Below are 25,627 nucleotides of genomic sequence, written 5' to 3'. Positions count from 1 at the left end.
CCCGCCGTCAATTGACGGCGGGAACTACGTAAGCAAAATCCTCTAGACGGGCGTACTTCCGCGCGAAAAGAGTGACGACCTACCCCTCGGGCATGCATACCCTTTCTTCATTGATAGCTGCGGGCGTCCTCAATCACCTTGCCATCGTTCGGAAGGCTTCCAGGGGGCACCAGCTGCACCGTGCCGCGCAGCTTGGTGACATCGCGTATGGCCTCGCCGATGCGCTGGTCCAGCCCCGCCTGCGCTGCGGCGCCCCCTGCGATTTCGACCTGAAGGGTCATGCTGTCATTGGCCATCTCGCCGTTGACCACCAGCCGGGCCTTGCGCACCTCGGGAAAACGCCGGGTAATGTCGGCTATCTGGCCCGGGTGCACAAACATGCCGCGCACCTTGACGGTCTGGTCCGCCCGGCCCATCCAGCCCTTGATGCGGGTGTTGGTGCGCCCGGTCGGGCAGGTGCCCGGCAACACGGCCGACAGGTCGCCGGTGCCGAAGCGGATCAGGGGGTAGTCAGGGTTCAGTGTGGTCACCACGAGTTCGCCCACTTCACCTTCGGCCACCGGGTCACCCGTGCCGGGACGGACGATTTCCACAATCACGCCTTCATCCAGCACCAGGCCTTCACGCGCTTCGGTTTCGTAGGCAATCAGGCCCAGGTCCGCCGACGCATAGCACTGGTAGCCGGCAATGCCGCGCGCGGCCAGCCAGTCGCGCAAGCTGGGCGGAAAGGCCTCCGCCGAAACCAGGGCCTTGGTGACGGTGGGCAGGGCCACACCCATCTCGGCAGCCTTGTCGACAATGATTCTCAAAAAACTCGGCGTGCCGATATACCCTGCCGGCTTTAATTCGGCCATGGCCTGCACCTGCTGCTCGGTTTGCCCGGTGCCGCCCGGAAACACCGTGCAGCCCAGGGCATGGGCGCCGGTTTCCATCATGGAGCCTGCCGGTACAAAGTGGTAGCTGAAGCAGTTATGAATCAGCTCGCCGGGGCGAAACCCGGCGGCAAACAGGGCGCGTGCCAGGCGCCAGTAGTCTTTGCGCGTACCTTCGGGTTCGTAAATCGTGCCAGGGCTGGCAAACGCGTGCGGCATGTGGGGGCCATAGCGCAGCGCACTGAAGCCGCCAAAGGGGTCCCCGCTGCCGGTCGCCCGGCGTTCGGCCTGCTGCAGCGCCAGCAACTCGTGTTTGCGGGTCACCGGCAGGCGCGCCAGCGCGGCGCGGGAGGTGACGGTGCTGGCATTGACCCCCCGCAAAATGCCGGCAAAGGCCGGCGCATGGAACTGCGCATGCGCGATCTGCTGCGGCAGCGCGGCCATCAGGGCGGCTTCGCGTTGCGAAGGGCTTTGCACTTCCAGTGCGTCGTAATGTGTTGTCATTTGAGATCTTCCAAATCTTGTCGATACCTCGGTGCGATCAGATTGCAGTGGCGGAGCATGGGGCGATGAGTTTGAAGCCAGCAGGGGCCGCGGAACCGGCTTTGCCGGGCCGCAGGCGCAGCGCCCCCTCGGGGGGAAGCGACCCGCGGAGCGGCGGAGCGTGGGGGCCCTATGCAAGCCACCGCTTGCGGCGCTTGTAGCTCTTGACGTCCTTGAAGCTTTTGCGTTCACCGCCGCCAACGCCCAGGTAAAACTCCTTGACGTCCTCGTTGTTGGCCAGGTCGGCCGCGAGCCCGTCCATGACGACGCGGCCGCTTTCCATGATGTAGCCGTAGTCGGCGTACTTCAGCGCCATGTTGGTGTTTTGCTCAGCCAGCAGGAAGGTGACTTTTTCTTTCTGGTTGAGGTCTTTGACGATGTTGAACACCTCTTCCACAATCTGCGGCGCCAGCCCCATCGACGGCTCGTCCAGCAGCACCACGGAGGGGCTGGCCATCAATGCCCGGCCAATCGCACACATCTGCTGCTCGCCGCCGGAGGTGTAAGCGGCCTGCGATGTACGCCGCGTTTTCAGGCGCGGAAAGTAGTTGTAGACCTTTTCCAGGTTGGCCGCCATTTCGGCCTTGCTCTTGCGGGTGTAGCCGCCGGTCAGCAGGTTTTCTTCGATGGTCAGGTGGGCGAAGCAATGCCGGCCTTCCATGACCTGCACCACGCCGCGTTGCACCAGGTCGGAGGTCGAGAGGTTTTCAATGCGCTCGCCGCGCAGCTCGATCGAGCCCTTGGTGACCTCTCCCCGTTCCCCTTTGAGGAGGTTGGAAATCGCGCGCAGGGTCGTGGTCTTGCCCGCGCCATTGCCGCCCAGAATGGCGACGATGCGACCCTCGGGTACCTGAAGCGAAACGCCCTTGAGCACGAGGATCACGTGGTTGTAAATGACCTCGATGCCATTGACGTTGAGAACTATGTCTGGTTTTTCCATGCTGTTTTTTCCAAGTGCCAACTGAAAGAACAGAGGGCTGTTCTTTCAGTTGGCGGCTCGTCGGAGCCGCGCCCCTCCCGCCCGGCGGGCAGGGGCTGGGGAGGGTGCTGTCAGGACTGGCAGTCAGCCGGAGTGCGCGGCGTCAGCTTTTTCTCGGCGGCGTACTTGGCGGCGGTGGACTTGATCAGCGGCTTGATGATCTGCTCATCGGCCTGCAGCCAGTCGGAGGTGAATTTCCACTGCTTGCCGTCCCAGGTGTGGATGCGGGCCCAGGCTGCGCCCATGTGGTCGGTGCACGAGGTGCTGATCGGGCGCATCACGCCGGCAAAGCCCAGGGCGTCCAGTTTGGCCTGCGTCAGGTTGAGGTTTTCCAGACCCCAGCGGACCTGCTCGCCTGTCATGACCTTGCCCTTGCCGAAGCGGTCCTGGGCGGCGCGTATGCCCTCCACGCCCAGCATGGCGCTCATGGCGCCACGTACGTAGAGCACCTGCCCCACTTCGTCCTTGGGCCCTGTGCCCTGGCCCTTGTCGTGCACCAGGGCCAACACGTCCTTGACGAGTTTGGACTGCGGCTCGGCGCCGTGCTGCAAGGTCACGGCGTTGTAGCCCTTGGCACCGTCGGCCACGTCTTTCACGTCAGGCTCGGCGCCGGCCCACCACACGCCGTACATCTTCTCGCGCGCATAACCGGTCGCTTGCGCTTCCTTGATGGCGGTGGAGTTCATCACGCCCCAGCCCCACAGCAAGGTGTAGTCGGGACGGGCCTGCCGGATTTGCAGCCAGGTGGCTTTTTGTTCCACGCCGGGTGCGGTGACGGGGAGTAGCTGCAGCTCAAAACCGAGTTGTTTGCTGCGCTCCTGCAGCAGGGCAATTGGCTCCTTGCCATAGGGGCTGTCGTGGTAGACCAGCGCGATTTTCTTGCCTTTGAGTTTTTCAAGGCCACCCTCTTTTTTACCGATGGCCTGCAGGATGGCGTCCGAGGCCACCCAGTAGGTGCCCGCGATCGGGAAATTCCATTTGAAGACGGAGCCGTCCGCGCTTTCACTGCGCCCGTAGCCCACCGTGACGACGGAAATTTTGTCGGCAGGCGCCTTCTCGGTGATGGCGAAGGTGGCCCCCGTGGACAGCGGCTGCACCAGCGCGGCGCCACCGTTTTTGCCTTTCAGGCGCTCATAGCATTCCACGCTGCGCGCCGTGTCATAGCCGGTTTCGCACTCTTCAAACGAGAGCTTGACGCCATTGAGGCCGCCGCGGGCATTGACCAGCTTGAGGTAGTCCACATAGCCATTGGCCCACGGCGCGCCGTTGGGCGCGTAAGGTCCGGTCCGGTACGACAGCACCGGAATGAACTGCTCCTTGGCCTGGGCCAGCGCGCCGGTGGACACCAGGGACGATGCGCCGGCAGCCACTGCCGCAACGGCGAGAATCAAATTGCGAACCTTCATTGTTGTCTCCTAATAATTAAAAGCAAAGCACCCGAAAACCCGAAAACCCGAAAACCCGAAAACCCGAAAACCGATATCCCGACAAGTGATCAATTACCAAAAAAATGCGCTCGTTTCATGGACAGCCCCCAATCAACCCTGGTCCTAGTGGGGAAACGGCCAGAGCCGCAGCTTCTGTTTGCCAATGGCCCAGAGCTTGGCCAGGCCATGCGGCTCCACGATCAGGAACCAGACGATCAGACCGCCAAAAATCATCAGCTCGGCATGGGAGACGCCCGCGGTAGAAATCTCAAATCCAAACAGCTGTGCCAGCACCGGCAGGAACTGGTTCAGCGCGATCGGCAGGACGGTGATGAAGGCCGCACCCAGAAAGCCGCCCAGGATGGAGCCCATGCCGCCGATGATCACCATGAACAAAAGCCGGAAGGACTGGTCTACCGAAAATGCGGCAGGCTCCCAGGCGCCCAGGTAGACGAAGCCCCACAGTGCGCCGGCCATGCCGATGATGAAGGAGCTCACCGCAAAGGCACTGAGCTTGGCGTACATCGGACGGATGCCGATGACGGCCGCTGCCACGTCCATGTCGCGGATCGCCATCCACTCGCGCCCGATGGCGCCGCGCACCAGGTTCTTGGCCAGGAACGCCATCACCACCAGGATCGACAGGCACAGCCAGTACTTGCTGTGGGCGCTTTCAATCGGCAGGCCAAACACCTGCAGGTTGGAGACGGACACCGACCCCGATGGGGAGTCGTTGGTAAACCACTTGATGCGCAGGAACATCCAGTCCGCGAAGAACTGTGCGGCCAGCGTCGCCACCGCCAGGTACAGGCCCTTGACCCGCAGGCTGGGCAGCCCGAACAGGATGCCGAATACCGTGGCGCACAGCCCGCCCAGAATCACCGCCGGGATGAGCGGCATGCCGGGAATGCGCACAAAGAAGTTATAGGCGCCATACGCGCCCACCGCCATGAAGGCGCCGGAGCCCAGTGAGATTTGCCCGCAATACCCCACCAGGATGTTCACGCCGAGTGCGGCCAGCGCAATGATCAGGAAAGGGATGAGGATGGCGCGAAAGAGATAGTCGCTGGCCAGCATGGGCACCGCTGCGAAGGCGAAAATCAGGAACAGGCCCACCACCACGCGGTCCTGCAGGATGGGAAAGATCTGCTGGTCCGCCCGGTAGGTTGTCTTGAATTGGCCGTTTTCTCTGTAGAGCATAAGGATGAGCCGCTGTTAGATCGCAATGAAAGAAGTTCCGCGTCGGGTTTTGCCCCGTGCAGCAGGGGCCGCGGAACCGGCTTTGCCGGGCCGCAGGCGCAGCGCCCCCCCCGGGGCTGGAGCCCGCGGCTCAAAGCCTGCCCGTGCAGGCTTGGACGGGCGACAGAGGCGAAGCGTCTCGCGAGCCGCGGCCTGCAAGGCCTCGCGCAGTACACGAAGTGACAAGCGTGGGGGCTTCATGTCTATACGCGGTCAATGATTTTTTCGCCGAACAATCCCTGCGGCCTGAACAGCAGGAATCCGAGCGCCAGCACATAGGCAAACCAGATCTCGATGCCGCCGCCAACATAGGGGCCGAGGTACACCTCGGACAGCTTTTCACCGACACCGATGATCAGCCCGCCGATGATGGCCCCAGGCACCGAGGTCAGGCCGCCGAGAATCACCACCGGCAAGGCGCGCAGCGCCACGGTGGTGAGCGAGAACTGGACACCCAGCTTGCTGCCCCAGATCATCCCGGCCACCAGGGCCACCACACCCGCGACGCACCAGACGATGACCCAGATGCGGTTCAGCGGAATGCCGATGGACTGCGCGGCCTGGTGGTCGTCGGCCACCGCGCGCAGGGCGCGGCCTGTCGATGTTTTCTGGAAAAAGATACTCAGCAAGGCGACCAGTGCCGCGGCAATCGCAGCGGCAATCAGGTCTTCCTTGTTGATCAGGATGCCGCCCGGAAACATGCCGTCGGCGACAAAAATCGGCTCCTTGGGCATGCCGATGTCGATCTTGTAGATGTTGCTGCCAAACAGGGTCTGGCCCAGGCCTTCCATGAAGTAGGCGATGCCGAGCGTGGCCATCAGCAGCGTTGCGCCTTCCTGGTTGACCAGGTGGCGCAGCACCAGCCGCTCGATCAGCCAGGCTACCGCAAACATGATGATGCCGGCAATCACGAAGGCGGCCACGTTGGCGAAGATGAGGCTGTCGATGCCCGTCCATTGCGGGATCCATGCGGAGAATCTGGCCATGGCCAGGGCGGCGAACAGCACCATGGCGCCCTGCGCGAAGTTGAAGACTCCCGAGGCCTTGAAGATCAGCACAAAGCCCAGCGCCACCAGCGAATAGAGCATGCCGGCCATCAGGCCGCCAAAGAGTGTTTCCAGAAAGAAAGCCATATTATTTACTCACCCCTGTTGCCGGCTCACTGCGTGTAGCGGCCTCTCCCCTTGCAGGGGACGCCGCTTGCGGCCCGGCGAAGCCGGTTCCGCTGCGGCCGCTGGAAAAGACATTTGCTGTCCGTAGAACGAGTGCTGTATAGCCATTCATGATCACTGCTCCGTTCCAAGGTAAGCCCGAATCACTTCAGGGTTGTTACGCACTTCGTCGGGTGTGCCGTCGCCGATTTTTTTGCCGTAGTCCAGCACCACCACGCGGTCTGAAATGTCCATCACCACGCCCATGTCGTGCTCGATCAGCACGACGGTGGTTCCAAACTCATCGTTCACGTCGAGTACAAAACGGCACATGTCCTGTTTTTCCTCGACGTTCATGCCGGCCATGGGCTCGTCAAGCAGCAGGACCTGCGGCTCCATGGCCAGCGCCCGACCCAGGTCGACGCGTTTTTGCAGTCCGTAGGGCAGCTGGCCGACCGGTGTTTTGCGAAAGGCCTGGATCTCGAGAAAGTCGATGATTTTCTCGACCGCCTCGCGGTGCATGATTTCTTCTTTCTCGGCCGGGCCAATCCGCAGCGCCTGCAGCAGCAGGTTGCTTTTGATCTTGAGGTTGCGGCCCGACATGATGTTGTCGAGCACGCTCATGCCCTTGAACAGCGCCAGGTTCTGGAAGGTGCGGGCCACGCCCATCACTGCGACCTGGTGGCTGTTCATGTGCTTGAAGGTCTGGCCGCGAAAGGTGATGGAGCCTTGCTGCGGTGAGTAGACACCGTTGATGCAGTTGAGCATCGAACTTTTTCCGGCACCATTGGGGCCGATGATGGCGCGAATCTCGTGTTCTTTGACATTGAAGGAGATGTCGGACAGCGCCTTGACGCCGCCGAAGCTCAGGGAGATGTTCTGCACGTCCAGGATGACCTCGCCGATTTTCTTGGCCGTGCCTATCGGCTGGTTGGCGCTGGTCTGCTCGACCAGCCGCGCTGCGGTGGCCGGTGCTATGGCTTCAGCGGGCTCGGTCCGCAAGGAAATGGTGCTCATGCTACAGCCTTCACAGGTGCAAATGTTTTCGTGTCCGAAATGTTCAGGGTCGCGCTCACGCTGCCGCTGCGCCCGTCTTCAAACTTCACCACGGTTTCAATGAACTGCTCGGTTTTCCCGCCGTACAGGGCCTCCACCAGCGGCTGGTATTTCTCGGCGATGAAGCCGCGGCGCACCTTGTTGGTCCGTGTCAACTCGCCGTCGTCGGCATCGAGTTCCTTGTGCAGCACGAGGAAGCGGCTGATCTGCGAGCCGGCCAGCAGCGCATCGGCGCTGAGGTCGGCATTGACCTTCTCGACGCACTCCTTGATGAGCTGGTAGACCTCCGGTTTTTGCGCCAGGTCGGTGTAGCCCGCATAAGGCAGGTTGCGCCGCTCGGCCCAGTTGCCTACCGCCTCGAAGTCGATGTTGATCATCACGCAGACCTTTTCACGGCCGTCGCCATAGGCCACGACTTCCTTGATGTGCGGGAAGAACTTGAGCTTGTTCTCCACGTATTTGGGTGCGAACAGGGCGCCGTCACTGGCGCCTCCCTTGATGCGGCCGACGTCCTTAACCCGGTCAATGATCTTGAGATGACCGCTGGCATCCAGAAATCCGGCGTCGCTGGTGTGGTACCAGCCATCGGCCGTCAGCACCTCGGCCGTGGCCGCCGGATTTTTGTAGTATTCCTTGAGCAGGCCGGCCGACTTGACCAGGACCTCGCCGTTGTCGGCCACCCGGATTTGCACGCCCTGGATCGGCACACCGACCGTGTCGGCCCGCGCTTCGTTGTCGGGCTGCAGGCAGACGAACACGGCGGTTTCCGTGGAGCCATAGAGCTGCTTGAGGTTGATGCCAATGGAGCGGTAAAAAGTGAAGAGGTCCGGGCCAATGGCTTCGCCGGCGGTGTAGGCCACCCGCACGCGCGAAAAGCCCAGGTTGTTGCGCAGGGGCCCGTAGACCATCAGGTTGCCCAGGCCGTAAAGCAGGGTCTGGATGAAATTGACCGGCTTGCCGTCCATGAGGGCGGGGCCCACTTGCCGCGCCACCCCCATGAAGTAATTGAACATGCCGCGCTTGAGGCGCCCGGCGTCCTCCATGCGGATCATGACCGTGGTGAGCATGCCTTCAAACACCCGCGGAGGGGCAAAGTAATAGGTCGGTCCGACCTCCTTGAGGTCAATCATCACCGTACTGGCGCTTTCGGGGCAGTTCACCACATAGCCGCAGGCCAGCCACTGCGCATAGCTGAAGATGTTCTGGCCAATCCACGCCGGCGGCAGGTAGGCCAGCACCTCCTCGCGGAAGGTGAGCTTGTCAAATTCCGCGCCGGCCTGCGCGCGGTCCAGCAAGGTTGTGTGCGTGTGCACCACGCCTTTGGGGTTGCCGGTGGTGCCCGAGGTGAAAAACATGGCGGCCACATCGTCCGGACGTCCTTTGTCCACTTCCGCCCTGAACCAGGCGGGCTGGCGGGCGGCGAAGGCCTTGCCGGACTCGATCAGCTGGTCCAGCGACACCAGGCCGGGCTCTTCGTAATTGCGCAGGCCGCGCGGGTCGTCAAAAATGATGTGGGCCAGATCCGGGCAGCGGTCACGGATTTCCAGCAGCTTGTCGACCTGCTCCTGGTCTTCCACCATGGCGAACCGGACATCCGCGTTGGTGATGGGGAAGACGCATTCGGCGCCCACGGCATCCTGGTACAGCGGAATGGGAATCGCCCCCAGTGACTGCGCGGCCAGCATGGTGGCATACAGGCGCGGCCGGTTGGCGCCGATCACGGCCATGTGTTCGCCACGCGCCAGGCCGGCCTCGTGCAGGCCGCATGCAATGTGTTCCACCAGCCCGGCCATGCCGGCCCAGCTGTGCGCTTGCCAGATGCCATATTCTTTCTCGCGCATGGCCGCGGCGCCGGGGCGCTCGGCGGCATGTTGGAGCAGCAATCGTGGGAACGTGGTCTGCATTCCGGTTCCTTGTCTCTTTCTTTTGGTACAGCCTTTCCATCGGGAAAGCAGCTGATGTATGCGAATAGTAGGACCGCATTTGACGTCATGGTGTCATTGCGACGACAATTTCCGGGTAAGTCCTACTGGGGTGTCCCCGGAGCCCCCGGACTATCCCTCGCCCGATCCGGTACTTCTTGCGAACCATGTCCACTGACCTGACCCTGCACCAGCGCCGCAGGACGCCCACCCCGGACGAACTGCAAAGCATTCCCTGGCTGCGCCTGTTGCTGCCTGCCGAGCGCGAGCGTGCCGTGGCCGAGCTTCGGGTGGGCGAGGCGTATCCGGGTGACTATGTCTGCCGCATAGGCAAGCCGGTGACCTACTGGTTCGGCGTGGTCGAGGGCCTGCTCAAGATGAGCAGCGACAACGCCCAGGGCCAGACCATGACCTTCGCCGGGTTGCCGCCAGGCGGCTGGTTTGGCGAGGGCACGACGCTCAAGCGCGAGCCCTACCGCTACAACATCCAGGCGCTGCGTAAAAGCGTGGTGGCAGGCCTGCCGGTCGATACCTTTCACGGGCTGCTTGACCATTCCATCGGCTTTAACCGGTTTGTGATGAACCAGCTCAACGAACGGCTGGGCCAGTTCATCGCCGCGCGTGAAATTGACCGCATGAACAACCCGGACGTGCGCGTGGCGCGCAGCCTGGCCGCGCTGTTCAATCCGGTGCTGTACCCGGGCGTGGGCGAAATTCTGCGGATCACACAGCAAGAGCTGGCCTACCTGGTCGGCCTGTCACGCCAGCGCGTCAACGAAGCGCTGACCGCCTTGCAGGCGCAAGGCTTCATCCGTGTCGAATACGGCGGCCTGCGCGTGCTGGATCTTCCCGCCTTGCGCTCGAGTATCGTCCCCGACAAGAAGTAAATGCGGCCCTTTATGCAAGAGCCCGGCAAGCTATAAAATAAATAGCAAATGCAAGATCCATCCAAACCCGGACCGGGGCCCAAACCAGGCGGCACGGCCGTGCGTATCCCGAAGGCCAGCACCCCGGCCTCTACTGTCTCCGCCTCCGCCTCCACCGCCCCCGCGTCGTCCACCGTGCGGCTGAACAAACGCATGGCCGAGTTGGGCCTGTGCTCACGCCGCGAGGCGGACGACTGGATTGCCCGCGGCTGGGTGCTGGTGAATGGCGCGCCCGCCGTGATGGGCCAGCCTGTCGCCCCTGATGCACGCATCGAAGTGGATCGCCAGGCCGAGCAGCAGCAGCGCCAGCAGGTCACCATCCTGATCAACAAGCCCGTTGGCTATGTCAGCGGCCAGGCTGAAGACGGCCATGAGCCCGCGGTGGTGCTGGTACAGCCGCAAAACCGCTGGCGCGAGTGCAACAGCCGCATGCGCTGGGGGCCCGAGCAGTTGCGTGGCCTGGCGCCGGCCGGGCGCCTGGATATTGACTCCATCGGCTTGCTGGTGCTGACACAGGACGGGCGCGTGGCGCGCCAGCTCATCGGGGAGAACTCGGAGATAGAAAAAGAGTACCTGGTGCGGGTCAGCTACGGCGCTGAAACGAGCAATGTGCAGGCGGTGTTTCCGCGTGAAAAGCTGGCCTTGCTGCGCCATGGCCTGAGCCTCGACGGGCAGGCCTTGCGCACGGCGCAGGTGGACTGGCAAAACCCCGAGCAGCTGCGTTTTGTGCTCAAGGAAGGCAAAAAGCGCCAGATTCGCCGCATGTGCGAACAAGTGGGGCTCTTTGTGACCGGTCTGAAGCGCGTGCGTATCGGTCGGGTCAACCTCGGCCATTTGCCGGTAGGCCAGTGGCGCTATCTGGCGGCGCACGAGTCTTTTTAGCCTTTGCCGTGGTGATCTGCAGCGGTCGGTAACGCTGCAGGAGCACCACCGTCCTTGCCAGCCGCATCTTGCCAGCGCAGGGGCCACTCTGTCCTACGGCGATGTACGCCAACGGCTGGCAACCTTTTCCTTGACGCGGCCTAAAGTGTCTTTAAGGGCTTGGCCATGTCTCACAGGTCCCAAACGCGCAGCAGCCCGGCCACGTCATCAAATCACCCCCGTCTACCCACACCCACCTGCGCTCTTACCATGGCACTCATTACCTATCTGGCGGAAGACAACGAGACCGTCCTCGAGAACCTGATCGAGACGCTGGAGGAAATCTGCGCGGTCAAGGTCACCGGTTTTGGTGCCACCGAGGCGGATGCCCACCGCTGGCTCACCTTGCACAACGGCGAGTGGCATCTGGCTATCGTCGACCTGTTTTTGAAGGAGGGCAGCGGTCTCGGTGTACTGGAGGGCTGCCGCAACCGCGAGGCTTTCCAGAAGGTGGTCATGCTGACCAACTATGCCACGCCCGAGATCCGCAGGCGGGCCGCCGCGCTTGGTGCGGATGCCGTGTTTGACAAATCCGGGGAACTGGATGCCCTCTTTGCCTACTGCATGGAGCAGACGGCGCAGCAGGGGTAACCGGGGTAATTTTGGGGGTAGCGGGGGAGGGGCAGCAGGCGTGGCCGCAGCCAGGATTTGATATCGGTTGCGCGGTCAATGCACTCCGGAGGGGAGCATGCGCCGCTTTTCTTGCCGTGCGTTACCAGGAAATCGTCAGTTCAACCGGGTTCGGGTAACTCATGGGCTGGCCGGCAACGACTGCAAGCTGCGTGCGATCGGCCTGATTAGCCTGATCGGCCACGGCATTCATGTGGGGTTGTTGACCTGTTTTGCGGGTAGAGGCGCTGGCAATGGCCTGCACATCCACGGTGGCCGGGCAGCTGATGCGCAGCGTGCCGGCCTGTCCTTCTGGCTGCCCGCGGTGGGTGCAGCGATGGTCTGCGGTGGCCACTTCGCTGAAGGTGCGCAACACAATCGTGACGCCAAACGTGCCTGAACTGGTGCCGGAACTGCTTTGCGCGTGGGCGGGGCTGAACATGGCCAGCAGAAGCTGGAGGGTCAAAACGGCAAAGGCGGCTGTGAAGGTTCGCATGGCACTGACTCCCTGAAACTATCAACGATTGCCTGAATTTTAATTAAATTGATAAATTCGCGCAATAACTAATTTAAGTTATCAGTTTTCTGGTTTGTGTGATTTTTCACCAAATTATGTGAAATGTGGAGTTTTTGCGCGTGCGATGGCCGTGAATTCGATTTTTCTCGTCAAATTTATCACTTTATTGGGAGCCCAAGGCTGACGAAACCTTTCTGGGAGCCGGTTCCCGTGGCGGGCTTGCGTGGCGCATTTTTCGGGTGAAAAATGGCATTGACCCATATCGGTGTTGAATTGAATGCTATGAAGATAATAGCGTCTGACGGCCTTTGGCTTGGCGCGTAGAGATTTTCAGCCGCAGGGGCCTTCAATCGGCGGTGAGCGTTGACGACATCCTTATCGGCATCCCCGACTCAGGCCATGAGTCAGCCTTCGCAGTGGCGCGCGAGAGCCGACTGGCGCGTGACCGGGCTGGGAGGCGGAGCGTGTAACGAGCCCGCCGGTGTTCGATGGATGGCAGCGGCGTGGCATCGTTGCCGCGTCAACCCGTCGTCAACCCGTCGTCAACCCGTGGTCGACGCAGCGACTCAGTAGCTGATGGTGATGGTCTGGGGGGCGGAGGCGGAGCAGGCCGATGTGGCGCAGATGCCCGCCTGGTTGGCAGCAATGTTGCCATTGACCAGGTAGGTCTGGGCGGCGCCGGTGCCTGTGCCGCTGGCGGCGCTCAGCGACAGGCTGTAGGCCAGGCCCAACAGCGTGCCGCTGGTGGAGCCCAGGCTCATGGTGTATGGCAGTCCGCTGGTGCAGCGCGTGGCGAATTGCGAGCTGCCTGTCGCGGCCGTCGACTGGAACGAGGTATAGCTGAAGCTCATGGTGCCAGGCGGTGTGCTGAACTGGCACTGCGGATTGGTGGTGATGATCACCGGCATGGTGGCTGGCGTGGCTGTCGCATTGACCCCTGACGTCACCGAATAGGTGAGGGTCGTGGTCATGGTGTCGGTGTAATCCCCCACCACGGCCGTCTGCTGGGCGGTCACCCGGTTGTAGTAGGGAAGGGTCAACGAGGCTGATGTGCCGCTGCCAAAGTTGAGGGTTCCGGTGAACGGCGCGCTCCCGCCGCTCCCCCAGCGGCTCGAATACGAGGCATCCTTGTAGACGTCGTATTTAAGGTAGTTGTTCGTCAGGTAGCGGGCACGGTTGTTTTGTCCCTGGGCGTTGAGCCCATTGGTGACCGCCAGCGAATAGGTGCTCGTGGTGGGGTCGCCCGACGCGCGTGAGCAGTTGATGGTGACACTTGATACGTTGTCGTTCGACACCGTCGAGACCGGGTCGTAAACCGATGTGAATCCATTGCCGGAGACGCTGCAGCTGATCGTGGCGTGGGCGGTGCCCGCGGCCAGGAGTCCGGCCCAGGTCACTGCCGCCAGCAGAACATGGCGCAGAGTCACTGCTGCACTCACCCGGCCGTGCACGGTATCGCGGGGTGTTGCTTCGGGAACCTTTTTACACATGATGGCCATGATGGGTAACATTATGTTACGCGAGGGGTGACTTGGTCCATTTCCAGTAGGCGTCGCGGGCAGATGGTTGGGCAACTCGTGACAAAAGCCTCAATGCGCGGGGTAACTGCAAACTTTGTTCGTGGATTATCACGGCGCGCGCCCCCCTTTGCACAGTTTTCCGGATCCGTTCGTCCGGAGGACGCTTCACCGTTTGACGCCGATGCAGCGGACGGGGCCTACCCGGGTGATGTCCTCCAGATTGCCGGGCGGCAAGGCCACGTCGAAGGTGCAGCTGGCGCCGTTCCATTTCAGGCGCAAGCGGTTGGTGGTCTGCAGGCCGGTAACAAAAGCCTCCCCACGCCGGGCGACAAAGAATTCTTTCTTGTCGCCTACCAGTTCGATTTCAGCGCCGGCGGGCGCGGGTTCGCCGTCGTCGAATTCAATGCGGATCAAGGCGCCCCGGCCCGATCGAACCGGGAAGGTGATTTTGACCGCGCTGCGCAGGGCCGGCACGGCTTCCTGTTCAATCGAGTCCAATTCGGCGCTGATCGGCAGTTCGGTCGGATCCAGCCGCACGCTGTTGCGCTGGAAGGGCAGCAGGCGGGGCAGCAACGCCACACCGCTGTCGTTGGTGCGGGTCAGCGTGCTGCCCTGAAAGCCCACGCCCACATTCGCATAGCCCGGTACTTCGACAATCGCAAAGCTGTCCTGCACGCGGCGTGTGGCGAAGACTTGCCCCTCGGCCATCACGACGCCGCCGAGCAGGCCCAGGCGCAGGTTCTGCTGGTTTTTCGCGCCGCTGACGTCGGCCGAGAACAGTCCTTTGGTTCCCTGGTAGTAGGCGCCGCCCTCGGCGTAGCCGCCATCGGCGCGCGAGCCCAGTGCGGTTCGCCAGCCCCAGCCGGTTTCGGCACTGAGGGCCCGGCTGGCATTCACATAACTGTCGGTCGAGCCGCTGCGCGCGGTCACGCCGGAGGCAATGGTGATGCGGTTTTCCAGCGGCACGATCAGGAACGCACCGAGCGAATTGCCGGAAGACACGCCGCTGAGCCGGGTGGCGCTCAGCGTCAGGGCGCTGCGCTGCCCCAGCCGGATGGTGTAGCTCAGGCTCAGGGTGTTGAGCTTGCCCAGCTCGTAATTGTCAAAGCCGGCATAGCTCAGGTTGAACGCCCCGAACTGATCACTGCTGTAGCTATAGCTGGCGGTGGTCTGCAGGCGGGGCGATGTGGTGTCAATACCGAGCTGCCGGTAGCCGCGCGAGGCCCCCTGCGCGCTGAAGGCAACGCCGTGGCGCAGGCCGCTGCGCTCTACGCCGACCAGCCAGTTGCCGCCGTTGCCGCCGGTATCGCTGCGGCTGACCGCCAGCGCGGTTTGTCCAAGCATCTGGAATGGCAACGCATAACTGACACCTACGCCGGCGCGGCTCAGCGAGGTGGACCACTCGGCGTTGCCTTCCACCGTCAGGCTCTTGCTCAGGCCCTTGCGCCAGAGGCCGGCGATGAAGCGCGGGCCGTAGTTGGCATTGTCGGTGCCCAGGTTGTTGCGGATGGCCCCCAGCTCGAAGCTCCAGTCCGTCAGGTTCTCCTCCAGCAGGTTGGCATTGCTGAAAAAAGACTGGGTGATGACGGTTTCCCGGCCCAAAATGTCGCGCACCACGACCCGGGCTTCACCGGCGCCCGTCAGGGCCGGGAAGTTGTCAATGCTGAAAGGCCCCGAGGGCACCCGGGAGGTTTGCCGGAGCGCATCGTTGACGTACAGCTCCACCGTGCTGGGCGCGGCAGACAGCCCGGTGACGGTGGGGATGGGCTGGGTCACAAAGCCCGGCTGCAGGGCAAAATTCTTGGCGAACTGAAAGCCGCCAAAGTAAACGGAGCGGCCCGAGATGCCCGTGCGCGTGGTGCTGTCACCCAGTCGCAGCGTGCTGTTGCTGTCCAGGAAATTCCGGGTGTAGGTGGTCTCCAGCCGCCGCCACGAGGCATTCAGGGTGGGGTCCTGGCTGACGAGGTTGCGGCCAACGTAGCTGCTGGTCACCAGGCCCCATTGCCCCGAAAACCCGAGCTCCGTCAAGGCGCCCAGATCCCTGGCGCGCAAGTCATCGCTGCCCGTGACGCGGCTGCGGCTGGTGGTGTAGTTCAGGTCGTAGTTGGCAAAGACGGCGGGAATGGTGGGCGACAGCGGGGGACGCAGCGCGGCTTCCTGTGTCAGGCGCACGGCGTTGAAGGCAGCCGGCGAAAACACCAGATCGACCGACTGGGTGGCAAAGTTGAGCCGTGCTTCAAACCCCGGGATGGCCGAAAGCGGGTACCACTGCTGTCCCTGAAACTGGATGTCCTGGGCGCTGGGCTGGTGGTTCAGGCGCCACTCGTCAAAGGCGTCTGACGGCGCATACAAAATGCCGTTGCGCTCGAGCAGGGTCCAGACGCCGCCTTTGGTGCTGTTGATGAACACTTCCAGCGGCAGCAGCCGGTCATTGGCTGACCGGGCATTGGCCGGAACGTTGGACGGCGGCGTGGTTTGGACTTGGGCAGCGGCGCCCGTGCAGAGGCTTGCCAGGACAAGGCAGGCGCGCACATGTGAAAGCCAGCAACGCCCCCTTGTCATACCGTGCTGGATCAGGGCAGCGTGATGCTGGTCGTCAGGTTCTGCCCGTCGTCGAACGTCACGACCAGTTGCGCCGGGCCAGCGGCGACGACTTTGTCGCTCCGCAGGCTGATGGTTTTGCTGGCGCCAGGCAGGATGTAGCTGCCGCCCTCAAAGCGGGCGAGCGCCTGCTCGCTGCGCATGACCACGGCCTCGCGGATCTGCGCATAGGCGGTGCCGGTGTTGCTGCACTGCAGGTTGACGGTCTTGGCATCCGCACGGCCGGTGCTGCAGTTCATCTGGCGCTTGGCGGCCGGTGGCGTGATGAAGACAGGCATGCTCAGGGCCAATGCAATGGGAACCTGAATGCCCGATGCGGGCAGGGCTTCAGGCACTTCGCGGATGATCATGCGGTAGGTCAGCTGCCGGCTTGCATCCGCCGGTTTCAGCAAGGCCAGCCGCACCACCTGCCTGGCTTTGGGGGCGAGCTTGATGATGGGAGGGGCCAGAATCAGGTCTTCGGTGAGCACCAGCTCATCGGTCCCGTCCGGTTTCTGGCTCCAGGTATTGATGTCGGCCTGCAGCACGACTTCGCTATCGGCTTCGTTGGTGAGCGTCACAGCGATGGCCCGGTCACGGGGTGTCATGTACAGCCGAACGGGCGTCACGGAAAACACACCGGCAACGGCCGGGGCCCAGGGGGCGATGAGACTTAGCAGGAGGAGGTAGCTGACAAGGTGAAGGCGGCTTCGGCGCGGCAGGACGTTCATCCTCAGAAGGATACCAGCATCTCAACAGGGCCCGAGCGGCCATCCGCACTGGCAAGACGTATGGACGTCAGGGTGCCATGGTCGTCTTCAACGCGGGAGCGCGCCTGCGTTTGCAGCGCTGTGTCACCGGTATTCACCGCATAGAGCCGGCTCTCAAAAGCCCAGCCCTCGTCCCCTTCATCGCCGGCCGCGGCCAACTGGCGCTGGTCATCGAGGCGGCAGGTCAGGCCGGCGACCCGATCGGCGCGGGACAGCTCGCTGCGGCAGTAGTCCGGCAGCAGGGCATCGCGGGCCGGCCGATAGCCGGGCATGAATCTGCTGGAGTTGGTGCTAGTGCCAGTGCTGGTGGTCGTGCGTGCTGCAATCTCGACAAACACGTTCGTCGTGCACCGCACCTGGACCGAAGAACTGACCGCACCTGAATCGCTCGCGCTGGTGCAGCTGTTGCCGCCGGCATTGTTCAGCGTGATCTGCACATCGAACTGTCCACTGGCGCCCCCCGCAAGGCTGCTTGCGGCCGCCAGCATCAGCGAAACCCCGAGGATGAGCTTGTTGGACATATGCATTGACGCCGGGAGTGGGCGATCCTGCGGTTTATATCAGGTAGTAACCTGGTAGATCAGCTTAGTAGGTGATGGTCAGGGTACGGGTTTTGTTGCCCGAAGCGCTGTTGGTACAGGCGCCACCGGCGGTGGCACATTTGCCGGCCTGGCCTGCTGCGATAGAGCCGGTCACGCTGTAAGCCTGTGCCGAACCGTCGCCAGTGCCGCCACCTGAGCTCAGTGCCAGCGTGTAGGCGAGGTCAACGGCGGCATCGGTGACCGAGGTGGAGTCCAGGGCCAGGGTGTAAACCAGGTTTTTCGTGCACTGGACCGTGAAGCCGCCGGCGGTGGTTTCCGACTGAGCGCCGGCCTGGAGCGAGGTGTAAGTGAAGGCAACGTCCGAGGTTTTGACGTATTTGCAGGTGCCGGCGAGGCTGATGGACACATCAAACTGGCCAGTGGCGGTGGCGGCCTGAACGGGCAGGGTTGCAACGCTGGCAAGGGCCAGGGCAAGCAGTGCGAGAAGTTTTTTCATGAGAATCTCCAGATGGATGAGGCGAAAATAAGAAGGACTGAATCTGTATGTGACTGAACTGTAACTAGACATTTCACAATTCACTAGTGGAGGAGCCGTTAAAACCCGCTTATGTCGGGAATTTGTCACGCTAAACCATTGAAATTACAGGGTTTACGCCAAATTACGACAGAACAGCCGGCGCCAGGAGTTGTAAATAATCCCCAATTCCGCGCACATCACCCAGATTCTGCCATCCAACCTGTAACAAGATAATTACATTTAATCCTGACCATGCACAAACAAACCCTGTCTTTCCAGGCCGAAGTTGCCCAGCTTTTGAACCTCGTCACGCATTCGCTGTATTCGAATCCCGACATCTTTTTGCGCGAACTGATCTCCAATGCTTCCGACGCCTGCGACAAGCTGCGCTTTGAGGCGCTCAATGACGCCGCCCTGTATGAATCCGACTCCGAGCTCCAGGTACGCCTGCGCTACAACAAGACCGCCAACACCCTGACCATTACCGACAACGGCATCGGCCTGTCCGAACGGGAGGCGATTGACAACCTCGGCACGATTGCCAAGAGCGGGACGCGCGAGTTCATGGCCCGGCTGTCGGGTGACCAGAAAAACGACGCGCAGCTGATCGGGCAGTTCGGCGTGGGTTTTTATTCCGGCTTCATCGTGGCCGACCGGATCACCGTGGAAAGCCGCCGTGCGGGCCTGCCGGTGAACCAGGGCGTGCGCTGGAGCAGCGACGGCACCGGTGAGTTCGAGGTGAGCGAGATGGAACGCGCCGAACGGGGCACCAGCATCACCCTGCACCTGAAAGAGGACGCACACGACTACCTGAACGCCTGGAAGCTCAAGGCCATCATCAGCAAATACTCCGACCATATCTCGCTGCCCATCCTGATGCAGAAAGAGGAGTGGAAAGAAGGGGAAGACGGCCAGCCCGGCGAGATGATCGTCACGGGTGACTGGGAAACCGTCAACCAGGCGGCCGCGCTCTGGAGCCGGGCCAAAAAAGACATCACGCAGGAGCAGTACGACGAGTTCTACCGGCAGATCAGCTACGACAGCCAGGCGCCGCTGGCCACCACCCATAACCGCGTGGAAGGCGGGACCGAATACACCCAGCTGCTGTTCATTCCGGCCAAGGCGCCCATGGACATGTTCAACCGCGACAAGGCCGCGGGCGTGAAGCTCTATGTACGGCGCGTCTTCATCATGGACGACGCGCAGGCGCTCATGCCGACCTACCTGCGGTTTGTGAAGGGCGTGGTGGATTCCGCGGATCTGCCCCTGAATGTGTCGCGCGAGCTGTTGCAGGAAAGCCGCGCCGTCAAGGCGATTCGCGAGGGCAACACCCGGCGCGTGCTGTCCATGGTGGAAGACCTGGCCACCAATGACGCCGAGAAGTTCAAGACGTTTTATGCCGAATTTGGCGCCGTCCTCAAGGAAGGCCTGGGTGAGGATTTTGCCAACCGCGAGCGCCTGGCCAAGCTGATGCGCTTTGCCAGCTCGACGACCGACACCGTCAGCGTGAGCTTTGCCGACTACAAGGCCCGCATGAAGGAGGGGCAGGACGCGATTTACTACATCACGGCCGACACCCTGGCCGCCGCGAAGAACAGCCCGCAACTTGAGATCTTCCGCAAGAAGGGCATTGAAGTCCTGCTGATGGCCGACCGCGTGGACGAGTGGGCGCTGAACTACCTGCACGAATTCGACGGCACGCCGCTGCAGTCGGTGGCCAAGGGGGCGGTGGACCTGGGCAAGCTGCAGGACGAAGACGAAAAGAAAGCCGCTGAAGAGGCGCAGACCCACTTCAAGCCCATCCTCGACAAGCTCAAGGAGGCCCTGAAAGACAAGGCCAAGGATGTGCGCGCCAGCACGCGCCTGGTCGACTCGCCCGCCTGCCTGGTGGTGCAGGATGGCGACATGTCCACCCAGCTGGCCCGCATGCTGAAGCAGGCCGGCCAGACCGTGCCGGAGGTCAAGCCGATTCTCGAGGTCAACGCGCAGCATCCGCTGGTGAAAAAGCTGGAGGCCGGTGAACACTTTGACGATCTGGCCCACATCCTGTTCGACCAGGCCTTGCTGGCCGAGGGCGGCATGCCGGAAGACCCGGCCGCGTACGTGCGGCGTGTCAACGCATTGCTGGTGTGACCTTGGTTTAAGGCTCGCCCAAAGCTGGTTTAATTGCCGGATGCTTACTGGCGAACTTAAATCAAAAATAGACCGGATCTGGAATGCCTTCTGGTCGGGAGGCATTGCCAACCGCTGGAGGTGATCGAGCAGATCACCTACCTGCTGTTTCTGCGCCAGCTTGACGACCTGCACACCCTGGAAGAAAACAAGGCCAACCGCCTCAAGCGGCCCATGGAGCGCCGCGTCTTTCCTGAAGGCACCCACCGCGCCGCGCTGGCCGAACTCGATGCGCTGTTGGCCTCACTCCAGCAGTGAGCGTTCAGTGGTGAATTGACCCGGCCTGTTGCATCGGCCATCTCGGAGCAATTTTTCGCGAAGCCCGTCAAACACGCTACAGCAATAAAAACGTTTTAATACTTGTTCTTATAAGATCAAAAATATCTCTGCTTGACTTGCTAAGGGATATTTTTGTTCTCTAAGGAGCAATTTTTTTACTCGTAAGGAGTTTCTAATGCTGGCAAAAACTCCTAAGCAATAGAAACTGTTCCTAAGAGGTCAAAATTCTAGACAAGGACTAGAATTCACAGTAAAATGACCTTATAGGGTCAAATAATGCAGATTAAGGTTCAAAATCTTTCCGAATTGGCGCAAGAACTTATGGCGGAGCGAAAGCGCCAGGGCTTGTCTCGGGAGCAGGCTGCCGCAGTGTGCAATGTGAGTGAGTCTTTTATTCGCGACGCTGAAAGCGACCCTGGCCGTTGTTCGCTGGCGAAGTTATTGCAACTGACCCAAGGGCTTGGCCTGACGCTGACGCTGACAGGCTGGCAGGTCGAGGGAACTACCAGAGATTCCCATATCAATACAAAAGTCAGCGCCTCATGATCCGCCTGCGCGTCTGGGCCAACGTCAGGCCCATGGGTTGGTTTGGCCATGAAGCTGGGGAATACTTTTTTGAGTACGACGCGCAGTGGCTGCGGCAGCCGGGCGGTTATGTGCTGGCACCGCAATTTACGCTGGTTGGCACTCGCTTTACAGGGCCGCTGGTCCGCAGTTTTTTTGAAAACCTGCTGCCCGAGGGCACAGCGCTGGACGACGTCATCGCCGCTTTGGCCTTGCGTGACCCGTCGCCGTTTGAGCTATTAGGTCAATTGGGCAAGGAGTTGCCGGGCGTTTTGTCCTTGCTGCCTGAAGATGCGCAGCCTGCCATGCTTCAGCAATATCGTCCCTTGCCCTATGAGGAGTTGAGTAAACGCATCCGCGGCCAGACGCCACTGCTGGTGTCCAACGAGCAGACCACCATGTCGCTGGCCGGTGCGCAGGAAAAGATGGGGCTGCGCTTTGACAAGCGCACAAACCAACTGTCTGAAAGTGTGGGTACGTCGCACACCACCCACATACTCAAGCCCGATACACGCCAGGAGCGCTACCAGCCCAGCGCGCTGAATGAATACGCGTGCATGAAGCTGGCGCGGGCCCTGAAGTTGCCGGTGAATGACGTCTGGTTCCTGCGTGTGCCCGAACCTGTGTACCTCGTGGAGCGCTATGACCGCGTGAATCTGGCCGGCAACATCGTTGGCCTGCATCAGTTTGACGGTTGTCAATTGCTGGGCCACGGGTCGGGCTGGAAATATGAGCGGCAGGGTGGCCTGGCGAGCGTCCCCAAACTGGTAGCCGCCTTGCGCGCATTACCGGTCCGCGGCAGCGATCTGCTCAAGCTGCAGCAGTGGGTCATGTTCAATTACCTGATCGGCAATGCCGACGCGCATGCCAAAAACCTGTCGGTGCTGGTGGACGAAAAGGGTTTCCGCCTGGCTCCGTTTTACGACCTGCTGTGCGTGCGGGCGTACGGCGACACGGGCCTTGCACTGTATATCGGTGACGAGGACACGTTCGATGCGGTGGGTGCTCACTCATGGCAAGCCCTTTGCGAAGACTGCGGGTTTCGCTTGCCCGAGACATTAAAAGGTTTCCGCAAAATGGCGCAAGATCTTTTGCCGGCCTGGCAAAAGACAAAAGCGGCCATCATCAAAGACGTTGCACCGGCAGATCGCGAGCTGGAACTGTTGGAGAAAATGACCGACGTCTTTGAAATGCACAGTGCGCATGCGATCTCGATGACAGGCGGCTGAGTTCACGGCACAAAAGTCCGGTGACCCATGCGTCAGCACCGCGCGGTGCAGGGGGCAAGCCGGCTTATCGGCTTATCGTGAAAGTGAAAGTGAAAGTGAAAGTGAAAGCGCTCGGTGAATCACGCGGGGCAAGTCACTCAAAGCCGCACAGCTGGCGTGCGGAAGCGGCCTCCGGGCTCGCCAGCAGGCTGATCAGGTCACGCGCGGCCTGCGGCTGCCGTGCCCTGGCGCAAAGCGCGGCGGTATAGGTGGTGGCCAGCTCGAGCGCCTTGGGCAAGGGCGCCACCAGCATGACGCCTGGCGTATAAATGATCTCGGTGATCTGCGTGCAGCCGAGCAGCCCCGGCTCCTTGGTGTCGGCCATCGCGCGCATGGCGGTCGCGCCGTTGGGAAACACGCGCAGCCGGTCGGCCAGCTCGGTGTCCAGTCCCAGCTGCCTGAGGACGTTCATGACGTGAATGCCCGCCGTCGCCTTGACCGGGTCGGGAAAGTAGATGCCGCGAGCCGCGCGCAGTGCGGTCTTGAGTGCCGCCGCATTGTCCACGTCGGGTACGTCCTCGCCGTTTTTCACGGCAACGCCGGTCTTCACCACTCCCAGTGTCTGCGCGCTGCCGGGTACGACCTCGCCGCTGGCGGTCAGCTGGGTGATCAGCGCTTCGGTGAGTATCAGTACATCACAGGGCGCGCCCGCCAGCAGGTTGTCCCTCATCATCCCGACCGCGCCGAAGCACGCGTCTATGCTGGCGTGGTGCTGCGCCTCGAAGCGTTCTTCCAGTTGCGTGACCAGGCCCTGCGCTGCACCACCGCTCAACAGGTGAAGGATTGTCATGGGTTCTCGTTTGCCTTGAAGTTCAATGGGGGAGGCCGGGTCCATCGGGCCCACGTCGCCTTTTTCAGCCTCCAGCCTACAGTCTTTTTAGCCTTTTCAGTCGCCTTGATGTTGGCGCTCTTGATCACACCCGCCCATTTGGCGATGTCGTCGCGGGCATATTTGTCAAACGCCTCGGGCGTCATCACCATTGGCACGGCGCCCTGCTTGCCCCAGAGCTGCCGGATCTCCGGCTGGCCCACAATTTTGGAGACTGCGCCGTTGAGCTGGTCCACCACCGCCCTGGGCGTTCCGCGGGGTGCCATCAGGCCGAGCCAGATGGTGGCCTCGTAACCCGGCACGCCCGCCTCGTTCAGGGTGGGCACGTCGGGCAGCACTTCGGAGCGCTGCCTGCCGGTGGTGGCCAGGGCCTTGACCTTGCCGGCCTTCACCTGTTCCGACATGGTGGTGACCGCGTCAAACATCACATCGACCTGGCCGCCAATCACGTCGGTGCGCGCGCCTGAACTGCCGCGGTAGGGAATGTGCACCAGGTAGACGCCCGCCATGCTTTTGAACAGCTCGCCGGCCATGTGATAGGGCGTGCCAGGCCCCGACGATGCGTAGTTGAGCTTGCCGGGCCGGGCCCGGGCGTCCTTGATCAGGGCTTGCAGCGTGGAGGCCGGCAAGGCCGGATGGGCCACCAGCACGAGGTCGGAGTAATTGAGCGGCGCAATCGCCACGAAGTCGCGCATGAGCTGAAACGGCTTGTTCGGAATCAGCGACTCGTTGACGGTGTGGGCATTGGACATCAGCAGCAACGTGTAGCCGTCGGGTGCCGACTTCGCCACCGTATCGGTGCCAATCACCGAGCCGGCGCCGGGCCGGTTATCAACCACAAAGGACTGTCCGAGTGCATCCTGCAGCCGCTGGGCCATGAAGCGCGCATACACGTCGGCCGGGCCGCCCGCCGCAAAAGGCACCACGATGCGGACCGGCCGGGCGGGGTAGGCCTGGGCCAGCAGCGGCGCCGTGGCCAGGGCAGACGCCAGGCCGAGGCCCAGCGCCAGGAAGCGGATGAAAACACGACGCATGGACTTCTCCAGTGGGGAAACAAGGGCCGGGTATGGCGGGCGGGGATTGGGTGGGAAGTGGAAAGTGGAAAGTGGGCTTATTCGACCTTGCCGATGCGCTTGACGACTTCCGCCATGCGCTTGGCATCTTCCTGCACATACTTCTCGAAGTCCGGGCTGTCCTGGTACAGCACCGGGCTGCCCGCACCCAGAATCACCTCTTTGACCCGGGCGTCCTGGGCGGCGGCCTTCGCCGCGGCGCGCAGGCGCTGGGCAATCGGCTCCGGCGTGGCCTGCGGTATGAACAGCCCCGACCATTGCGCGTACTCGGCATTGAAGCCGGCGTCTTTCAGGCTGGGCACCTCGGGCAGCGTGCTTAGCGCGCTGTTGCCCCAATGCGCCAGCACGCGCAGCTTGCCGGCCTTGACCTGCTGCAGCACGGTCGCCGGTCCCGAAGAGACCGCATCAATCTGGCCGCCGAGCAGCGCCACCACGGCCGGCCCGGCACCGGTGAACGGCACGTGCGTCAGTTTTACGCCGGCCGTTTGCGCCAGGATTTCCATCGGCACATGCATGGTGCCGTAGTTGCCCGAGGAGCCGTAGTTGATGGCGCCCGGGCGTTTTTTGGCATCGTCAATGAACTGCTGCGCGGTCTTCCAGGGCGCATCGGCACGCACGGCCAGCACGGTGGGGTCGGCCGTGAAGCGGGCAATCGGCCGCAGGTCAGACAAGGAGAACATGGCGGCCCGGCCCAGCAAGGTGTCGGCCTCGGGGATCACGGTCAGCGACGACAGCGCCAGCAGGACGGTGTAGCCGTCGGGTTTGGCCTTGGCGGCCATGCCCATGCCAATGCCACCGCCGGCGCCCGCCTTGTTCTCGATCACCACCGGCTGCCCCAGCTCCCGCGACATCGCTTCCGCCACCGGCCGCGCCACCAGGTCGGCCAGGCCGCCGGGCGGGAAGGGCACGATCATCGTGATGGGTTTGGTGGGCCAGGCACCCTGCGCCGCGCACCACCCGGCTGCAGACATGAGAAGGCTGGCGAGCAGCAGCGACCGACGTTTCATGCAGTGCTCCTTGTAGACCGGCAACCCCGGCAGATTCGGGGAGACAATGGAAGCATGCTAACGGCCGCCCGCGGTTTGGGCCTCATCGCAATCCCTAGACATCATGGTCGCCCAATCTTGACTTGAGGCGGTCGATCTCCATCATCGTAGGTTGCGTACCGAGGTACGCCGAGCTACATGCTGTGGACGAACCGTTCAGCAATCAAAGGAGATCGACCATGAATGAGGATACAGCGATTTACGTTGGACTTGATGTTCACAAGGAGTCGATTGCGATGTCGGTGGCAGAGGCTGGTAGAGCGCCGGCGCGCTTTATCGGCACACTGGCACACGATCCTCGGCAA

The 25,627-nt window shown here is 62.2% G+C and carries 23 protein-coding genes; 7 read left to right on the top strand and 16 right to left on the bottom strand.

Annotated elements, in window-relative coordinates; genetic code table 11:
- Window positions 1-107: 107 nt before the first annotated feature.
- The 7 genes from AC1DUB_RS11460 to AC1DUB_RS11430 form a co-directional block, all read right to left on the bottom strand.
- Window positions 108-1,376: a phenylacetate--CoA ligase family protein gene (locus AC1DUB_RS11460; protein ID WP_477729611.1), complete on the bottom strand. Its 1,269-nt coding sequence runs from the start codon at window positions 1,374-1,376 to the stop codon at window positions 108-110.
- Window positions 1,377-1,545: 169 nt separating this feature from the next.
- On the bottom strand, window positions 1,546-2,355 hold the full coding sequence (locus tag AC1DUB_RS11455; protein WP_477718993.1) for an ABC transporter ATP-binding protein: 810 nt from the start codon (window positions 2,353-2,355) through the stop codon (window positions 1,546-1,548).
- Window positions 2,356-2,465: 110 nt separating this feature from the next.
- The gene (locus AC1DUB_RS11450; protein ID WP_477729610.1) at window positions 2,466-3,800 is read right to left on the bottom strand and encodes an ABC transporter substrate-binding protein; all 1,335 of its coding nucleotides are present in this window, start codon (window positions 3,798-3,800) and stop codon (window positions 2,466-2,468) included.
- A gap of 144 nt (window positions 3,801-3,944) precedes the next feature.
- Window positions 3,945-5,021, bottom strand: coding sequence for a branched-chain amino acid ABC transporter permease (locus tag AC1DUB_RS11445; RefSeq protein ID WP_477729609.1), 1,077 nt, complete (start codon window positions 5,019-5,021; stop codon window positions 3,945-3,947).
- Between the two features lie 242 nt (window positions 5,022-5,263).
- Window positions 5,264-6,193, bottom strand: coding sequence for a branched-chain amino acid ABC transporter permease (locus tag AC1DUB_RS11440; RefSeq protein WP_477729608.1), 930 nt, complete (start codon window positions 6,191-6,193; stop codon window positions 5,264-5,266).
- Between the two features lie 153 nt (window positions 6,194-6,346).
- A complete protein-coding gene (locus AC1DUB_RS11435) occupies window positions 6,347-7,228 on the bottom strand; it encodes an ABC transporter ATP-binding protein (RefSeq protein WP_477729607.1) in 882 nt (293 codons plus the stop codon).
- Window positions 7,225-9,171, bottom strand: a complete 1,947-nt coding sequence (locus AC1DUB_RS11430) for an AMP-binding protein (RefSeq protein WP_477729606.1) — start codon at window positions 9,169-9,171, stop codon at window positions 7,225-7,227. The genes AC1DUB_RS11435 and AC1DUB_RS11430 overlap by 4 nt, the downstream gene beginning before the upstream one ends.
- 185 nt (window positions 9,172-9,356) lie before the next feature.
- Between AC1DUB_RS11430 and AC1DUB_RS11425 the strand changes: the two genes are divergently transcribed.
- The 3 genes from AC1DUB_RS11425 (at window position 9,357) to AC1DUB_RS11415 (ending at window position 11,627) form a co-directional block, all read left to right on the top strand.
- Window positions 9,357-10,076, top strand: a complete 720-nt coding sequence (locus AC1DUB_RS11425; protein ID WP_477729605.1) for a Crp/Fnr family transcriptional regulator — start codon at window positions 9,357-9,359, stop codon at window positions 10,074-10,076.
- 48 nt (window positions 10,077-10,124) lie between these two features.
- Entirely contained in the window at window positions 10,125-10,997 is an 873-nt protein-coding gene (locus tag AC1DUB_RS11420; RefSeq protein WP_477729604.1) for a pseudouridine synthase, read from the top strand.
- Window positions 10,998-11,246: 249 nt separating this feature from the next.
- Complete coding sequence (locus tag AC1DUB_RS11415) at window positions 11,247-11,627, top strand: response regulator (RefSeq protein ID WP_477729603.1); 381 nt, start codon at window positions 11,247-11,249, stop codon at window positions 11,625-11,627.
- A 121-nt stretch (window positions 11,628-11,748) separates the two neighbouring features.
- Here the strand turns inward: AC1DUB_RS11415 and AC1DUB_RS11410 are convergent, their stop codons facing one another.
- From AC1DUB_RS11410 to AC1DUB_RS11385, 6 genes are all read right to left on the bottom strand, one after another.
- Window positions 11,749-12,141, bottom strand: coding sequence for a hypothetical protein (locus AC1DUB_RS11410; RefSeq protein ID WP_477729602.1), 393 nt, complete (start codon window positions 12,139-12,141; stop codon window positions 11,749-11,751).
- 587 nt (window positions 12,142-12,728) lie between these two features.
- On the bottom strand, window positions 12,729-13,652 hold the full coding sequence (locus tag AC1DUB_RS11405; RefSeq protein ID WP_477729601.1) for a Csu type fimbrial protein: 924 nt from the start codon (window positions 13,650-13,652) through the stop codon (window positions 12,729-12,731).
- Between the two features lie 195 nt (window positions 13,653-13,847).
- On the bottom strand, window positions 13,848-16,214 hold the full coding sequence (locus AC1DUB_RS11400) for a fimbria/pilus outer membrane usher protein (RefSeq protein WP_477729600.1): 2,367 nt from the start codon (window positions 16,212-16,214) through the stop codon (window positions 13,848-13,850).
- Window positions 16,215-16,255: 41 nt separating this feature from the next.
- Complete coding sequence (locus tag AC1DUB_RS11395; RefSeq protein WP_477729599.1) at window positions 16,256-16,993, bottom strand: fimbrial biogenesis chaperone; 738 nt, start codon at window positions 16,991-16,993, stop codon at window positions 16,256-16,258.
- 2 nt (window positions 16,994-16,995) lie between these two features.
- On the bottom strand, window positions 16,996-17,553 hold the full coding sequence (locus AC1DUB_RS11390) for a hypothetical protein (protein ID WP_477729598.1): 558 nt from the start codon (window positions 17,551-17,553) through the stop codon (window positions 16,996-16,998).
- A 64-nt stretch (window positions 17,554-17,617) separates the two neighbouring features.
- On the bottom strand, window positions 17,618-18,070 hold the full coding sequence (locus AC1DUB_RS11385) for a spore coat protein U domain-containing protein (RefSeq protein ID WP_477729597.1): 453 nt from the start codon (window positions 18,068-18,070) through the stop codon (window positions 17,618-17,620).
- A 273-nt stretch (window positions 18,071-18,343) separates the two neighbouring features.
- Here AC1DUB_RS11385 and htpG point away from each other — a divergent pair, with 273 nt between their 5' ends.
- The 4 genes from htpG (at window position 18,344) to AC1DUB_RS11365 (ending at window position 22,335) form a co-directional block, all read left to right on the top strand.
- Complete coding sequence (gene htpG, locus AC1DUB_RS11380; RefSeq protein ID WP_477729596.1) at window positions 18,344-20,224, top strand: molecular chaperone HtpG; 1,881 nt, start codon at window positions 18,344-18,346, stop codon at window positions 20,222-20,224.
- A gap of 120 nt (window positions 20,225-20,344) precedes the next feature.
- A complete protein-coding gene (locus AC1DUB_RS11375) occupies window positions 20,345-20,521 on the top strand; it encodes a hypothetical protein (RefSeq protein WP_477729595.1) in 177 nt (58 codons plus the stop codon).
- 297 nt (window positions 20,522-20,818) lie between these two features.
- On the top strand, window positions 20,819-21,088 hold the full coding sequence (locus AC1DUB_RS11370) for a helix-turn-helix domain-containing protein (protein WP_477729594.1): 270 nt from the start codon (window positions 20,819-20,821) through the stop codon (window positions 21,086-21,088).
- Window positions 21,085-22,335 (top strand): HipA domain-containing protein, encoded by a 1,251-nt coding sequence (locus AC1DUB_RS11365; RefSeq protein ID WP_477729593.1) that lies wholly within the window; start codon window positions 21,085-21,087, stop codon window positions 22,333-22,335. The genes AC1DUB_RS11370 and AC1DUB_RS11365 overlap by 4 nt, the downstream gene beginning before the upstream one ends.
- Window positions 22,336-22,468: 133 nt before the next feature.
- Here the strand turns inward: AC1DUB_RS11365 and AC1DUB_RS11360 are convergent, their stop codons facing one another.
- The 3 genes from AC1DUB_RS11360 to AC1DUB_RS11350 form a co-directional block, all read right to left on the bottom strand.
- Window positions 22,469-23,164, bottom strand: coding sequence for a molybdate ABC transporter substrate-binding protein (locus tag AC1DUB_RS11360; RefSeq protein ID WP_477729592.1), 696 nt, complete (start codon window positions 23,162-23,164; stop codon window positions 22,469-22,471).
- The gene (locus AC1DUB_RS11355; protein ID WP_477729591.1) at window positions 23,161-24,237 is read right to left on the bottom strand and encodes a Bug family tripartite tricarboxylate transporter substrate binding protein; all 1,077 of its coding nucleotides are present in this window, start codon (window positions 24,235-24,237) and stop codon (window positions 23,161-23,163) included. Before AC1DUB_RS11355 ends, AC1DUB_RS11360 begins: the two co-directional genes overlap by 4 nt.
- Window positions 24,238-24,314: 77 nt before the next feature.
- Window positions 24,315-25,283, bottom strand: a complete 969-nt coding sequence (locus tag AC1DUB_RS11350; RefSeq protein ID WP_477729590.1) for a tripartite tricarboxylate transporter substrate binding protein — start codon at window positions 25,281-25,283, stop codon at window positions 24,315-24,317.
- Window positions 25,284-25,627: the final 344 nt, after the last annotated feature.

The organism is Polaromonas sp. P4_F9 (genome assembly GCF_056401235.1).
The sequence above is the reverse complement of the archived record's forward strand: the minus strand, read 5'-3'. Positions and strand labels throughout refer to the sequence as shown.